13 protein-coding genes are annotated in these 14,809 nt (G+C 69.1%); 4 read left to right on the top strand and 9 right to left on the bottom strand.

Going from position 1 to position 14,809, the window contains the following annotated elements; translation table 11 throughout:
- Positions 1-8: 8 nt before the first annotated feature.
- A complete protein-coding gene (locus SNE35_RS05480) occupies positions 9-794 on the bottom strand; it encodes an alpha/beta hydrolase (RefSeq protein WP_320421857.1) in 786 nt (261 codons plus the stop codon).
- A 91-nt stretch (positions 795-885) separates the two neighbouring features.
- The gene (locus SNE35_RS05475) at positions 886-1,794 is read right to left on the bottom strand and encodes a LysR family transcriptional regulator (RefSeq protein WP_320421856.1); all 909 of its coding nucleotides are present in this window, start codon (positions 1,792-1,794) and stop codon (positions 886-888) included.
- A gap of 159 nt (positions 1,795-1,953) precedes the next feature.
- Here SNE35_RS05475 and SNE35_RS05470 point away from each other — a divergent pair, with 159 nt between their 5' ends.
- Positions 1,954-2,766: an SDR family NAD(P)-dependent oxidoreductase gene (locus SNE35_RS05470; RefSeq protein ID WP_320421855.1), complete on the top strand. Its 813-nt coding sequence runs from the start codon at positions 1,954-1,956 to the stop codon at positions 2,764-2,766.
- Here SNE35_RS05470 and SNE35_RS05465 read toward each other — a convergent pair.
- The 6 genes from SNE35_RS05465 to SNE35_RS05440 all read right to left on the bottom strand — a co-directional run bounded on the left by SNE35_RS05465 (position 2,763) and on the right by SNE35_RS05440 (position 10,425).
- Positions 2,763-3,836, bottom strand: coding sequence for a GGDEF domain-containing protein (locus SNE35_RS05465; RefSeq protein ID WP_320421854.1), 1,074 nt, complete (start codon positions 3,834-3,836; stop codon positions 2,763-2,765). The two genes, SNE35_RS05470 and SNE35_RS05465, sit on opposite strands and share 4 nt — an antisense overlap.
- Complete coding sequence (locus tag SNE35_RS05460) at positions 3,836-4,036, bottom strand: hypothetical protein (RefSeq protein WP_320421853.1); 201 nt, start codon at positions 4,034-4,036, stop codon at positions 3,836-3,838. The genes SNE35_RS05465 and SNE35_RS05460 overlap by 1 nt, the downstream gene beginning before the upstream one ends.
- 141 nt (positions 4,037-4,177) lie before the next feature.
- On the bottom strand, positions 4,178-4,654 hold the full coding sequence (locus SNE35_RS05455; RefSeq protein WP_320421852.1) for a MarR family winged helix-turn-helix transcriptional regulator: 477 nt from the start codon (positions 4,652-4,654) through the stop codon (positions 4,178-4,180).
- An 86-nt stretch (positions 4,655-4,740) separates the two neighbouring features.
- Positions 4,741-6,210, bottom strand: coding sequence for a M81 family metallopeptidase (locus SNE35_RS05450; RefSeq protein WP_320421851.1), 1,470 nt, complete (start codon positions 6,208-6,210; stop codon positions 4,741-4,743).
- Between the two features lie 10 nt (positions 6,211-6,220).
- Positions 6,221-8,158 carry a serine hydrolase domain-containing protein gene (locus tag SNE35_RS05445; protein WP_320421850.1) on the bottom strand — a complete coding sequence of 646 codons (1,938 nt, stop codon included), beginning with the start codon at positions 8,156-8,158 and terminating at the stop codon, positions 6,221-6,223.
- An 8-nt stretch (positions 8,159-8,166) separates the two neighbouring features.
- Entirely contained in the window at positions 8,167-10,425 is a 2,259-nt protein-coding gene (locus SNE35_RS05440) for a TonB-dependent receptor (protein WP_320421849.1), read from the bottom strand.
- 148 nt (positions 10,426-10,573) lie between these two features.
- On the opposite strand from SNE35_RS05440, the gene SNE35_RS05435 reads away from it, so the two are divergent.
- Positions 10,574-11,293 carry a helix-turn-helix domain-containing protein gene (locus SNE35_RS05435; RefSeq protein WP_320421848.1) on the top strand — a complete coding sequence of 240 codons (720 nt, stop codon included), beginning with the start codon at positions 10,574-10,576 and terminating at the stop codon, positions 11,291-11,293.
- 4 nt (positions 11,294-11,297) lie between these two features.
- Here SNE35_RS05435 and SNE35_RS05430 read toward each other — a convergent pair whose 3' ends face one another.
- Complete coding sequence (locus tag SNE35_RS05430) at positions 11,298-12,578, bottom strand: peptide MFS transporter (protein WP_320421847.1); 1,281 nt, start codon at positions 12,576-12,578, stop codon at positions 11,298-11,300.
- Positions 12,579-12,648: 70 nt separating this feature from the next.
- On the opposite strand from SNE35_RS05430, the gene SNE35_RS05425 reads away from it, so the two are divergent.
- Positions 12,649-13,785 carry an NAD(P)/FAD-dependent oxidoreductase gene (locus tag SNE35_RS05425; RefSeq protein WP_320421846.1) on the top strand — a complete coding sequence of 379 codons (1,137 nt, stop codon included), beginning with the start codon at positions 12,649-12,651 and terminating at the stop codon, positions 13,783-13,785.
- A 21-nt stretch (positions 13,786-13,806) separates the two neighbouring features.
- On the top strand, positions 13,807-14,796 hold the full coding sequence (locus SNE35_RS05420) for a dipeptide epimerase (protein ID WP_320421845.1): 990 nt from the start codon (positions 13,807-13,809) through the stop codon (positions 14,794-14,796).
- Positions 14,797-14,809 lie beyond the last annotated feature (13 nt).

Genomic DNA, 14,809 nt, shown 5'->3' with positions numbered 1-14,809 from the left:
GGACAAGCTTAGCGCTGTCCTTGCGCTGCCTTGACGATCAGGTCCGCGACCGCCTGCGGCTGCGACAGCAGCGAGACATGGCTGGCGTTCAGCTCGATCGTGGATGCGCCCATGCGCTTGGCCATGAAGCGTTGCAGCTCGGTGTCGATCGTGTGGTCCTGCGTCGACACGGCATACCAGGTCGGCTTCAGGCGCCAGGCGGCGACGGTCGTCTTGGCCGTCGTGATCGCACGGGCGAATGGCTGCTGCACGGCGAAGTAGCTCAGCGCCTCGGCCTGTGGCAGGTCTCCGGCGAAGTCCTTCAGGAAGGCGTCCTGCGTGAGGCTCGCCCAGTCGCCGCTCCAGCGGATGCCGGCGGACGCGGGCGCGGCGGCGAACCTGCGGGTCAACGCGGGATAGTCCTCGCCGGCGTCCGGCGCGCGGGCGGCGATGTAGACCAGGCCGCTCACCTTCGGATCGTCGCCGGCCTCGGTGATCACCATGCCGGCGTACGAGTGGCCCACCAGCAGGGTCGGGCCGTCCTGCTGCGCCAGCACGCGCTTCACGGCGGCGGCATCGTCCTGCAGGCCGGTCAGCGGGTTCTGCACCGAGGTGACGTGCAAGCCCTTGGCCTGCAGCAGCGGGATCACCTTGCCCCAGCTGGAGCCATCGGCAAAGAGGCCGTGCACCAGCACGACGTTGTGCACGGCCACCGGTGCGGGAATGTCGGCCGTGGCCTGCGCATGCGCGCCGATGGAGAGGGTGGCAACGAAGCTTGCGGCCAGCATCTGGCCCAGGAAGGTCTTGCGGTTCATGGTGTCGGTTTCGCTTGAAGGTGAATCGGTTCATGAACTGTAGAAACCGACCGCGCACGCGAAACGCACATCCACATTACAAGTTCGCAATCTATCCCCGCCGCAGCTCCTCATGCTGCTCGAACAGCGCCGCCACCCAGTCGATGAAGACGCGCACCTTCGCGCTCAGGAAGCGGTTGGGTGCGTAGAGCACGTGGATCGGCGTGACGCTGTTGTTCCAGTCCTTCAGCACCTGCTGCAGGCGGCCGTCGCGCAGGGCATCGGCGGCGGCGTAGACCGGGAGCTGGGCGATGCCGAGGCCGGCGCAGCAGGCGGCGATGTAGGCGTTGGAGTCGCCGACGACCAGGCGGTGCTGCAGGTTCAGCTCCAGCGCCTCCCCGTCCCGCTCGAAGCTGAATGCGGAGGGGCGGCCGCTGGCGGTCATCATGCCGATCGTCGGCAGCTCCTTCAGGTCCTCGGGCGTCTTCGGCAGGCCGTGGGTCTTGATGAAGCCCGGCGTGGCGCAGGTCATGAAGGCCACGCTGCCGATGCGGCGGGCCACCATCAGCTGCTCGTTGACGGAGCCGGCGCGGATCACGCAGTCGATGCCTTCGCCGATCAGGTCCGCATGCCGGTGGCTGGCGCCCAGCTCGATGTCCACGTCCGGATACTCGCGGTAGAACTCGTGCAGCGCCGGGATGATGACGGTGTTGGCCAGGCCCGGAACGGTTTCCACCTTGACCTTGCCGGAGGGCTTGGCCATCGACTGGCGTGTCGTCGATTCGATGTCGCTCAGCTCGGCCAGCAGGCGCACGATGCGTTCGTAGTAGGTCGCGCCCTCGGGCGTCACGCTGACGCGGCGCGTGGTGCGATGCAGCAGCCGCACCTGCAGTTCCTGCTCCAGTTGCTGCACCAGCCGCGTGACCGTGGCATTCGGCAGGTCCAGCGTGTCGGCGGCCTTCGTGAAAGTGCCGGCCTCGACCACGCGGACGAAGACGTTCATCGCGGCGATACGGTCCATCGCGGTTTCCCCAGCCTCTTGTTCCTCAGGGGCGCAGTATCGAGGGCACCGCCTCGCGTTGTTCCGGATTCCTGAAAAGCCTGCTGCCGCGGCCGGTCTTAATCTGCTCACCGTGCGCGCCTAGAGTGGAGGCATCGAAAAACATCGAAGGGCTGCCCCATGGCCGGCACATCCAACACGACAACGAAGCAGGGCGTGGCGCTGATCACCGGCGCCTCCAGCGGCATCGGCGCCGTCTACGCGGACCGCCTCGCGCGGCGCGGCTATGACCTGATCCTGGTGGCGCGCGATCTCGCCAAGCTGCAGACGCTGGCCGAGCGGCTGGAAAAGAGCACGGGCCGCAGCGTCGAGTTCATCGGCGCGGACCTGACGACGCTGGACGGGCGGCAGCGCGTCGGCCAGGTGCTGGAAACCGATGCGCGGATCACGCTGCTGCTGAACAACGCCGGCGTCGGTGCGACGCAGCCGCTGGTCGAATCCGACGTGCACCGGCTGTGCAAGATGGTGCAGCTGAACGTCGTCGCCGTGACGCACCTGACGCGCATGGTGGCGCCCGCCTTCGTGGCGCGCGGCCGCGGCACGATCATCAACATCGCCTCCGCCGTCGCGCTGGCACCGGAACAGTTGAACGGCGTCTACGCGGCGAGCAAGGCCTTCGTGCTGAGCCTCACGCAGTCGCTGCAGCACGAGTTGGCCGCCAAGGGCGTGCAGGTGCAGGCCGTGCTGCCCGGCGCCACCAGCACGGATTTCTGGGGCATCGCCGGCAAGCCCGTGGAGAAGCTGCCGCAGCAGATCGTGATGTCGGCCGAGGACATGGTCGACGCCGCGCTGGTGGGACTCGACCGGGGCGAGCTGGTGACGATCCCCTCGCTGCCCGACGCGGCCGACTGGGACCGCTTCGACGCCGCGCGCAAGGCGCTGGCGCCGAACCTGTCGCACGCGCAGCCGGCCAAGCGCTATTTGAACAACTAGTCGGCAATCACGACCCGGTCACGCCCTTCGCGCTTGGCGCGGTACAGCGCGATGTCCGCCGCCTTCAGCAGCGCCTGCGGGTCGACGGTCGCCAGGCCGGGAGCCGTGCTGGCCACGCCAAGGCTGGCGGTGACGCTCAGGCGATGGCCGTCGAACTCGTGGACGATCGCCCCGATCTTGCGCCGTAGCGATTCGGCAAAGCGCTGCGCGCCCTCCGCGCCGGTCTGCGGCAGCAACACGCAGATCTCCTCGCCGCCGTAGCGCGCCGCGACGTCGGCTGAGCGAACCGCGCTGCGGATAAGCTTGCCTACGCTGCGCAGCACCGCGTCGCCGGCCGCGTGGCCGTAGCCATCGTTGATGCGCTTGAAGTGATCGAGGTCGATCAGCACTGCGGACAGCGGCGTGTCGTAGCGGTGCGAGCGCGCGGCTTCCTGCTCCAGCCGCTCGAACAGCACGCGGCGGTTCAGCAGGCCGGTCAAGGTGTCGGTGGAGGCCAGGTGCTCGGCGCGTTCGAGCGCGTCCTTCAGCTGGCGCTCGTGCGTGCGCAGCTCGATCAGCGCCATCGCCTGGCGAGCCAGCCCGCCGAGGATGCGTCGCTGGCGTTCGCTCAGTTGGCGCGGCTCGCGATCCATCACGCATAGCGTGCCGATGCGAAAGCCGTCGCCGGTGACGAGGCTCGCGCCGGCGTACATCTGCGCGCCCAGTTCCTCGCGCTGGCGGCTCAGTCCGGCGGTGCGTGCGTCGCTGGCGAGATTCGGGATCTCGAGGAAATCGCCCTCGACGATCGTGTGCGCGCAGATGGCCTGCGTCCGCGGCACCTCGCTGCCTTGGGCCATGCCGATGCCGGCCTTGGTCCAGACCCGGTCCCGGTCGACCAGCGACACCGTCGCGTAAGGCACCTGGCAGATCTCGGCGGCGGCTTCGATCAGCAGGTCGAAGGCCTCGTCGCGTGCGCTGTCCAGCTGCAGGTAGCGGTACAGCGCGTCCAGGCGCTTCTCTTCGTCGAATTGGTGCGGCGCCAGCGCGGCGCCGATCGCATCCGCCTCGGGCCCGCTCATCATCGCCACCATCACTCGACCTCCGCCCGCGCCAACTGGCCCAGGTTGCACTCGATGTGCTGCAGCACCCGCAGCACTTCGTGCGCATCGGCCGGTTCGCCGCACAGCGCGCCGCGCTGCACCGCATCGGTCAACTGCCGCAGCAAATTGCCCACACGTGCCAACTCGCGCACCAGCGCCATGTCGACACCCAGTCCTGTCCTACCCGTCATGATGGAACTCGCCCCCGTCCGTTCGTGAACCGATGGATGAGCCGACGTGTACTGCTTGCCGACAACCTTCGTATGCGGGTAAATCGTATGCGATCGATATTTTCGAGCGAGGAGTAGGGGTATTCCCGAGGGTAGTTGAAACTAGGCTTCCGGATCCTGGCCGGTCGACTCGATCAGCGTGTCGCGCAGCGCGACGATGCCCTTCTGCACCCTGGCGAAATCGTCCGGCGTGAGGCCGGTCATTGCCGCGACGGAGGCGTTCATCTCCACCGCGCGGTCACGCAGCTTGCGGCCGCTCTTGGTCACGCGAACGAGCACGACGCGCTCGTCCTGCGTGTCGCGCTGGCGCTCCACATGGCCCATGGCTTCGAGCTTCTTGAGAATGGGCGTCAGGGTGTTCGAGGCCAGGAACAGCTTCTCGCCGAGGCTGCTCACGGTCAGCATGTCCTGCTCCGCCAGGGCGATCAGGGTCAGGTACTGCGTGTAGGTGAGCCCCAGCTGGTCGAGCATGGTCTTGTAGGCCTTGCCGAAGGCGAGGTTCGTCGAATAGACGGCAAAGCACATGTAGTCGGCAAGCGGGAACAGCTCGGCGCGACTGGAGGCCGAAGGCTTGCTCATGGGTAATACTCACCTGATTTCATCGCATGCGACTTTATCGCATGGACGACCAAAGCGCTTGCGGCTCCCTAATAGCCCCAATAGCCCTAATCCAGTGGCCAGACCGGCCGCCGCAGGTGTCGGTAGGGCAGGGCGCTGAGGTCCACCTGCAGCGAGCCCGGCGTGTCGGCGTAGATGGTGGCCGCGGCGATCGGGTCGAAGCCGGCGCGGAAGTGCTGGGTGGACTTGACCACCAGCAGCGCCTGGGCCGCCGGGTCCACGTCCAGCTCGGTGAAGCAGTCGGGCGAGAAGATCTGCTGGCGGATGCTGTTCAGCACGATCGTGATGCCGGCGCCGCGCACCGCCACGGCGGCGCCCAGCGGATCGAAGGCGCCGGGGGTGAAGCCGCGCTGGCGGCCGTCGGCGCGGCAGGCGAGCACCTCGACCTCCAGGTCCACCGGGTCGCCCGACATCGGCGACACCTTGCCGCCGATGCGCAGTGGCAGCCGGGCGCCGACGCCGGCGGCCGTTGCCAGCGCCACCGCCTGCGGATCCCAGACCATGCCCAGCGCTACGCCCTCGATGCCGCGTTCCAGCAGCGCGCGCAGCACGAAGGTGCTGTCGCAGGCGGCACCGCCGCCGGGGTTGTCGGAGGTGTCGGCCAGCACGACCGGGCGGCCCTCGCGCCGGGCCATCGCCGCCTGCGCCGCGTCCAGCGCAGCAGCCAGTGGGAGGCGGCGCGAGCCGGCTTGTTCGCGCAGCGCGTAGAAGGTCGAGCCGAGTTCCTCCGCCAGTGCGGCGGCGCCGGCATCGGCGCCCGGCGTGTCCGCGGTGTAGACCAGGATCGCCGCGCTGGTGTGCGGTGTGTCGGACCAGGCGAAGCCGTGCAGCGCCGAGATCGACAGCACGTCCGGCAGGGCCTCGCTGGCCTGCAGCCTCTGCACGAACTCGCGCATCGGCGATTCGGTGGTGCCGAAGATGCCCACCATCGGCACGCGGCGGCGGTGCGCGCGGATCTTCAGCTCGCCGCGCTGCATGCGGGTGACCAGCGCGTGCAACTCCTCGCCGCGCGCCGGGTAGTCGATGTGCGGGTATTCCTTGCAGGCGATCAGCAGCGCGTTGGACTCGACCATCGCCGCGCTGAGGTTGCAGTGAAGATCCAGCAGCGCGCCGATCGGCGTCTCGGCGCCGACGATCGCGCGAACGCGCTGCAGCAGGTCGCCCTCGCAGTCCGGATAGCCATCGGCCAGCATCGCGCCGTGCAGCATCAGCACCACGGCGTCGACCGGGCCGCTTGCGGCCAGGTCGGCCAGCAGTTCATTGCGCAGCCGCTCGTAGCCCGGGCGGGACAGCGGCCCCGAGGGCTCGGCCACCGCGAACAGGCCCGGCAGCAGCGTGTCGCCGGCGCGCTTCGCTGCAGCGAACACGCCGGAGAGCATCGCCTGCGCCTCGATCTTCCGCAGTGCATCGGGCTCGCTGCGGCGGACCAGCAGGCCCTCCTCGAAGGACTGCACGCTGGTGGGGATCGGGGAGAAGCTGTTGGTCTCGTGGATGAGGCCGGCGACGAAGATGCGCATGGTCAATCGATCAATACCACTGGTTGAAGCTGATCATGTGGTGATACGTGCCCAGCACGACCAGCACCAGGAAGCTCAGCAGCCAGGCCAGCGACAGCAACCGGGATGCCTTGCCGCCTTGCATCAGCGCCGTCTTCGCATGCCACAGCGCAGCCAGCAGGCCGCCGACGAAGGCGATCAGCGTGACGATCTGCGCGGCCGGCAGCGAGGTGCTGGTGTCCTTCAGGTCTTCCAGCCCGGCCACGACGACGCCCCACAGGCCCAGCGCGACGACGGCCAGCACGCTGGCGACGCGCACCCAGCTGACGGCCTTCGGCGGCTTCGCAGCGATACCATGGCGGCGGCGCAGCACCGCGGCCACCGGCCACAGCAGCACGGTCAGCAATACGCTGACGAGTGCGGCGCAGAACAGCACCAGCGCGGTGGTGCCGGCCATCGCGGGCACCGGCTCGAAGATGAAGGCGAACACATAGGGCTCCAGCCCCCAGTGGACGACCTTGCCGCTGGCGTCGACGACGGCCTGCAGGCGGCGCTTGCCGTGGTCCTCTTCCCAGTAGTAGGGCTTGATCTCTCGGAACACGCTGCGTGAGCCGGCCAGGTCGATCGCGATGCGGCCGTCGTCCAGCGCCTGCACACGCAGCGGGCTCACCATTTGCAGCAGCGACAGGAAGGTGGAGTCCTCACGGCGCGTGTTGCGGTAGGCGCCGGCCAGTTGCTGCGCATGCTGCTTGGCGGTGGCTTCGTCCACCTGCGGCTTGGCGGCGGGGCGCTGGTCGGGCAGGTAGCGGTCGGCGAAGGATTCGAACAGGCGGTCGCGCAGCCACTTGCCCTGGCCGTGGCCGCCGCCCTCGCCGGGCGAATTGACCGAGATGTAGATGCCGACGCCGTCGTCCGGGAACAGCAGCAGGTCGGTGTGGAACAGCACGGTGTCGCCGCCATGGCCGACGACGCGATGGCCGTTGACGTCCTGCTGATAGAAGCCGAGGCCAATGCCCAGCAGGTCGGGCAGCGGCTTGGTCAGCTTGGTGTGCATCAGCTGCACGGTCTCGGGCTTCAGGATCTGTGCGTCGCCCAGCTTGCCCTGCTGCAGATAGGCCAGCATGAAGCGGCCCATGTCGGCACCGGTGGCCGAGAGGCTGCCGGCCGGCGGCATCGAGATCACCTCGAAGCCCAGCGGCTTGTCGTCCGAGCTCTTGTAGCCGCGCGACATCTGCGCCTCCAGCGCCTTGGGCAGCGGCTGGCGGAAGGTCGCATCCTTCATGCCCAGCGGCTTGAAGATGTGCTGCTCGACGTAGTCGTCGAAGGGCTGGCCGCTGACTCTCTGGACGATGTAGCCGGCCAGCGAGGTCGCGTAGTTCGAGTAGCCCGGCGTCGTGCCGGGTTCATAGACGTAGGGCGGGATGTAGCGCTTGAGCACGCCGCCCAGATCGGGCGCAGCGGTGTCGTAGGTGAGCAGGTCGCGCGCCACTTCCTCGAAGCCGGTCGTGTGCGTCATCACGTGGCGCAGCGTCAGCGCGGTGCCGCCCTTGCCGGCGGGGATCTTGAAGTCGATGTACTTGTTCAGGTCGGCATCCAGGTCCAGCTTGCCCTGCTCGACCAGCTGCATCACCGCGGTCCAGGTGAACAGCTTGGAGACGGAGCCGGGGCGGAACAGCGTGCGCTCGGCGTCGACCGGGGTGCGCTTGTCCCAGTCCGCATAGCCGTAGCCCTTCTGCACGAGTGGCTTGCCGTCCTTGACCAGCACGACGACGGCGCCCGGCACATGCGCCATGTTCAGCGCGCTGGGCATCAGGCCGTCGAGCCAGGCTTCGGCATCGGTGGCGTTCAGGTCATGGGCGGCCTCGGGTGCGGCCTGGGCAGCGATAGGCTGCAGCAGCGCGCCGGCGCACAGCGCCAGCGCGGCCAGCAGCGGCTTCGCAAAAGACAACGACGTCCTCTTCTTGTTCATGTTCTTCCTCAGAAATTGAAGCTGACCGTGCCGCCGATCGTGCGCGGCTGCGCGACGGTGGCGTGCAGCGGCAGGCCGAAGGCGGTGAGCGCGGTGTCGGCGCCGAGCAGGGCCTGCTTGTTGGTCAGGTTGCGGATGAAGGCGGAGACCTGCCAGCGGCCCAGGTCCAGGCCCCAGTTGGCGTCAACCATCGTGTAGGCCGGCAGGCTGAAGTTCGGCACCGAGCTGCCCTCGGCATCGAAGCCGGCATTACGCTGGCCGACGTGGCGCAGGTTCAGGCCCGCGTAGGACTCGTGGCCGGCCAGCGGGAAGCTGTAGCGCAGGCCCGCGGTCAGCGCGATCTTGGCGACGTTGGGCAGGCGCGAGCCGGCCGGGCCGAGCGCCGGTGCGTCCTCGGTCAGCTTCGGGTCGGTGTAGGCGAGACTGCCGTTCAGGTCCCAGTCGGCGCTGGCCCGGTAGCGGGCGGCCAACTCCAGGCCGCGCACGCGTGCCTTGCCGGCGTTGCCGACGAGGGTGCTGACGCCATAGGCCATCGGCTGCTGCAGATCGTTCCAGTTGATCTGATAGAGGGCGGCTTCGAGGTTCAGGCGCCTGTCCAGCAGGTCGGCCTTGTAGCCGAGTTCGAAGCTCCACAGCGTGTCGTGGTTGAAGCTGGAGGGTGTGCCTGGGATCACCTGCAGATTGCCGTCCAGCGCCGGCGGGTTCGGGCCGCCCGGGCGGTAGCCGCTGGCGGCGCGGAAGTAGACGCTGCTGGTCTTGTCCAGCGAATAACGCAGCGTGGCGAGATAGGTCTTGGAGTCGTCGTCCGAATGATTGTCGGAATCCAGCGGGCCGGCACCGACGACGGCGTAGTGCTGCTTGTTCTTCGCAAAGCGCGCCCCGGCCGTCAGCGACCAGGCGGTGCCGATGTTCCAGGTGATGTCGCCATAGACGGCGGTTTCGCGGTAGGTGGACGGCTGGCTATTGGCCTGCAGGTCCATGTCGCCGCCGTTGCCCGCCAGTTGCCCGAACAGCAGCTGGCCGACGTTGCCGCGCTCCTCGTCGTGATAGAGGCCCAGGATCCATTCGACCTCACCGCGCCCTGATGTAAGCCGCAGTTCCTGAGTCTTCTTATGCAGGCCGATCGTGTTGTCCAGCCGGGCATAGTCGAAGGCGGCTGCGCTCGCGCCCAGCAGCGCGGTGGCGTCCTGGGCCGTGTCCATGTCCAGGCGCTGCGTCGAGGCGATCGCGTTCAGCCGTGCCCAGCCGAAGTCGTACTCCACGTCGGCCGACACCAGCCGCGTCTTCACCGTGTAGGGCTCGCGGGTGGCCAGCGCGCGCGCCAGGTCGCCGACGACCGGCCGGCCGGTCGTCGCGTCGTAGTCGACGGTGTCGGTGCCGTCGCGCTTGATGTCCTGCGTCGTCGCGGCCAGGCGCACCTTCATCTTCGATGTGGGCTCCAGCAGCAGCGACAGGCGTGCGCCGCGGGTGTCGCCGGCGTTCGTCTTGTCGCCGGCCGCGAGGCCCGTGGCGCGGATGAAGCCGCCATCGTGTTCGTTGAAGGCGGCGATGCGCAGGCCGGCCACGTCGGTGGACAGCGGCACGTTCAGCACCACGTTCTCGGTGTGGCCGATGCCGCCGTCCTGGATGCTGCGCACGCCCAGGCCCACCTTGCCGGAGAAGGTGGAGGTGTCCGGCTCGTTGGTCACGTACTTCAGGAGGCCGCCCATCGCGCCGGCGCCGTACAGCGTGCCCTGCGGGCCGCGCAGCACTTCGACGTGGTTCAGGTCCAGCAGCGAGAGGTCCAGCGCCTGCACGCCGCCGTGCACGAAGGCACTGCTGGAGCCGAAGGCGACCTCGTCCACGTACATGCCCACGGTGGCGATCTGCTGCTCGCCGTTGCTGACGCCGCGCATCGTCACCGAGCCGCGGCCGGGGCCGCCGTCGGTCTTCACATCGATGCCGGGCAGGCCGCCGATGTAATCCGCCAGCGAGTTGGCGCCGGACTGCTCCAGCGCGGTGGCGCTGAGCGTTTCCACGCGCAGCGGCACGTCGCGCAGCGGCTCGCGGCGCCGCGTGGCGGTGACGGTCACCACGTCCAGCGTGTCGCGCGCTTCGGCGGGCTTGCTGGCCGCGGGCGCATCGCCTCCGGCCTGTTGCGCCCAGGCTGCCGGCGCGCACAGCGCACTGAGGCAGGGGGCGAGGAGCGTCGCAAGCTTGCGGAGCTTGAGGACGGGAGGAGGGAAGGAGGACCGGCGCATCTGCATCTCCAGGTTTGGCGGATACATGGGACGTTGTTTGATGACGATAGTTTCCAATTCGGAAAATTCTTTCCCATTGGTGTAAACCTTAGATGGATACGGAAACTAGGCGCTGCGTGGTCCTGGCGCGGTGCGCGGCTGCCCTATGATGGTTCCCGCACACCCATCGAGAGACATGGCCACTCCCAATCCCGGCGATCACATCCGCAATGTCCGCAAGCGCCTCGGACTGACCTTGAGCGAACTCGGGGAGCGCACGGGCCTGGCGGTCTCCACGCTTTCCAAATTGGAAAAAGGCAATGTGTCGCTGTCCTACGACAAGCTGATGCTGCTGAGCCGGGGCCTCGGCGTGGACATGGCCGAACTGCTCAGCGATGCGCCCGGCGCGCGTCCCGCGAACAGCGGCGGCAGCGGCCGGCGCGTCGTGCATCGCGCGGGCGAGGGGCAACTGGTGGAGACGCAGAGCTACCGGCAGCTCTACCTGGCCTCGGAGCTGCTGAGCAAGCGCTTCACGCCGATGGTCGTCGAGGTGCATGCGCGCACGATCGAGGAGTTCAAGGCCGAGTTCGGCGACCTGATCCGCCATCCCGGCGAGGAGTTCGCCTACGTGATCGAAGGCGAGATCGCCTTCCACTCCGACCTGTACGCGCCGGTCGTCCTGAAGGCCGGCGACTCGATCTACTTCGACAGCGAGATGGGCCATGCCTACCTGAAGGCGGCCGACGCCCCCTGCCGGCTCGTCGCGAGCTGCGCACCGCGCTCCGGCGCGGGCGAGATGCCGCTGGCGCAGCGGTTCATGGAGGTCTCGCAGCGCCAGGCCGAAGCGCCCGTGGCGAAGGCGAAGCGGCCGGCGGTGAAGGTCGCCGCCAAGGCACGCACGCCGGCGAAGCGCTGATCAGTCAGGCCTCCGCGCGCCGCAGCATCGGCGCCACGGCCAGCAGCGCCGCGCCGGCGCAGCCGCTCAACACGGCCATCGCGACGAAGAAGCCGCTCGGCCCCAGCGCGTCCCAGCCTCGCCCGACCACGCCCGCCAGCAGGTTGCCGCCGAAAGAGGCGAGGAACCAGGCCGCAATCACCGTCGCACCCATGCCGGCCGGCGCCAGCCGCGCGAACAGGCCCAGCCCCACGGGCAGGATGTACAGCTCGCCCAAGGTGTACAGCGCGAAGAACACCAGCAACCAAATCCCGTCAACCATCTTGCCCGCTACGGTCTGCCCGCCCGCCGCCACCAGCGCCAGCAGCAGGTAGGACAGGCCCACGCCACCCGCGCCCAGCGCCATCTTCACGAGCGACGAGGGCTCGCGCCCGCGCGTCGCGGCACGCCGCCAGCCGGCCACCACCAGCGGCGTGAACAGGAAGACGAACAGCGGGTTCAGCGACTGCATCCAGGTGACGGGCACGAGGAAGCCCAGCAGGTGGCGGTCCACCTGCGTATCGGCCCAGACGGCCAGCGTGTTGCCGCTCTGCTCGTAGGCACTGCGGAACACGATCACGGCCAGCCCGACCAGCAGCAGCGGCAGGAAGCTGCCGGTCTTGCTGCCTGCGACTCTTGGTGCAGCGACTGCCCGTGGCATGTCCGGCGGCAGGTATCTGCCGTTCAGCGCATAGATCGCCAGCCCCAGGCACATGCCCACACCCGCCGCGCCGAAGCCCACGTGCCAGCCATACAGCTCGCCCAGCGTGCCGCACACCAGCGGCGCCAGCAGTGCGCCGAGGTTCACGCCGACGTAGTAGATGTTGTAGGCCCCGCCGCGGCGCGGATCGTCCGCGGCATAGAGATCGCCGACCTGGCTCGGCAGGTTCGGCAAGAACAGGCCGTTGCCCACCGCGATCAAGGTCAGCGCCGGGAAGAACAAGGCCTCCAACGCCATCGCGAAATGCCCCAGCGCCATCAGCGATCCGCCGATCAGGATCGCGCGGCGCCGGCCGAGCCAACGGTCGGCCGCGTAGCCGCCGAAGATCGGCGTCAGGTACACGCCGCCGGCATACAGGCCGTAGACCAGCGAGGCGTCGGCCTGCGAGAAGTGCAGCTGCTTGATCATGTAGTAGACCTGCAGCGCGCGCATGCCGAAGAAGGAGAACTTCTCCCACATCTCGGTCAGGAACAGCACGGTCAGTCCGCGCGGCTGGCCGAACAGCGTGCTGCTGCGCCCGCCAGGGGCTGTCGTCGAAGGGATCACGGGTTCTCCACGATATTGCTCATCGATTGTCTGGATGGTACATTGATTTTCCAAAATGGAAAATTCAGAGATGTCGAGCGAAACGAAGACGACGAGAAACGTGGACTGCATCGTGATCGGGGCCGGCATGGCGGGCGCCTCGGCCGCTGCCGCGCTGTCGGCCGAAGCCTCGGTCGTGATCCTCGAAGCGGAGGCGCAGGCCGGCTATCACTCCACCGGCCGCTCCGCCGCGCTGTACTCCGCGCTGTACGGCAACGCACCGGTGCGGGCGCTGACCCGGGCCAGCCTCGGCTTCTTCCGCGAGCCGCGCGAGCAGCCCTACCTGTGCAAGCGCGACACCCTGTTCCTGATCGGCGCCGGCCAGCAGTCCGCCGCCGAGGCCTTTGCCGCCGATGCCGACATCCGCGAGCAGACCGTGGCCCTCAGTGCCGACGAGGTGATGGCGCGCGTGCCCATCCTGCAGCGCGAGCGCGTGGCCGGCGCGCTGCTGGACCTGGGCTCGGCCGACATCGAGGTGGATCTGGTGCACCAGGGCTTCCTGCGCCAGGCCCGGGCCAACGGGGCGGAGCTGCACCTGGGTGCGCCGCTGCTCGAACTCGCGCGTGACGGTGGCGTCTGGATCGCGCAGACCGCGCAGGGCAGCTTCCGTGCACCGGTCGTCGTCAACGCGGCCGGCGCCTGGGCCGACCCGGTCGCGGCGCTGGCCGGCATCGCCCCGCTGGGCCTGCAGCCGCTGCGCCGCACGGCCGTGCTGATCGACGTGCCCGAGGGGCTGGACGCTTCGGCCTGGCCGGCCGTCATCGCTGTCGACGAGAGCCAGTACTTCAAGCCTGACGCCGGCCTGCTGCTGATCTCGGCCGCCGACGAGACGCCCAGCCCGCCCTGCGACGCGCAGCCCGATGAACTGGACGTGGCCATTGCCGTCGACCGCTTCGAGACGCTGACCGGCCGCCCCGTGCGGCGCCTGCGCCACCAGTGGGCCGGGCTGCGCGTGTTCAGCCCCGACCGCACGCCGGTGCTCGGCTTCGAGCCCGAGGTGCCTGGCTTCTTCTGGTGCGCCGGCCAGGGCGGCTACGGCATCCAGACCTCGCCGGCGATGGGCCGCGCCGCTGCCGCGCTGGCCCTCGGCGCGCCGCTGCCCGACGACCTGCTCGCGCTGGGCGTCCAGGCGCGGCAGCTCTCGCCCGCCCGCTTCCGCAACACCTGACCCTTTTCCCGGATCTTTCCCATGCCCCTTGCTCTCGCCTACCGCGTGGAGGCGCTGCCGCTGCGCGAGCCCTTCCAGATCGCCGGCCACCGATTCGTCGACGTGCCCGTGCTGCAACTGCGCCTGCGCGATGGCCCCTACGAGGGTAGGAGCGAGGCGGCCGGCGTCTACTACCTGGACGACCGACCGCCCGGCATGGCGCGCCGCGTCGAATCGGTGCGCGCCGCCATCGAGGCCGGCGGCTTCGACCGCCAGTGGCTGCGCAGCCTGCTGCCGCCCGGCGGCGCCCGCAACGCGCTCGATTGCGCGCTGTGGGCACTGGAGGCATCGCGCGCCGGCGTGCCCGTCTGGCAACTGGCCGGCCTGCCCGGCACGCGGCCGCTGCAGACCACTTTCACGCTCGGCGCCGCCGCACCCGAAGCGATGGCTGCCGGCGCGCTCGCCTATGCCGCCGCCGGCGCGCTGAAGCTGAAGCTCACCGGCGAAGGCGCGCTCGACGTCGCCCGCGTCCGCGCCGTGCGCGCCGCCCGCCCCGACGCCTGGCTCGGCGTGGACGCCAACCAGGGCTACGCGCTGGACACGATCGCCGAGCTGCTGCCCGCGCTGGTGGACTGCGGCATCGCGCTGCTGGAACAGCCCTTCGCCCGCGGCCGCGAACAAGACATGCGTGCGGTCGATTTCCCGGTGCCGACCGCGGCCGACGAGAGCTGCCTCGACCTCGCCGAGCTGGAACGCATCGCCGGCCTGTTCGACATGGTCAACATCAAGCTCGACAAATGCGGCGGGCTGACCGAGGGCCTGATGATCGCCCGGCGCGCCCGCGAACTGGGGCTCCAGGTGATGGTCGGAAACATGGGCGGCAGCAGCCTGGCGATGGCGCCGGCCTTCGTGCTGGGCCAGCTCTGCGACGTCGTCGACCTCGACGGGCCGACGATCCTGGCGCAGGACTGCACGCCGGCGGTGGCCTATCGCGACGGGTGCATCGACTGTGACGTCAAGGTCTGGGCCTGAGGCAAATCCGTTG

The organism is Roseateles agri (genome assembly GCF_034043675.1).
In the GTDB taxonomy this organism is placed as follows: Bacteria; Pseudomonadota; Gammaproteobacteria; order Burkholderiales; family Burkholderiaceae_C; genus KK5.
This window is presented reverse-complemented; position numbering and strand designations above follow the sequence as displayed.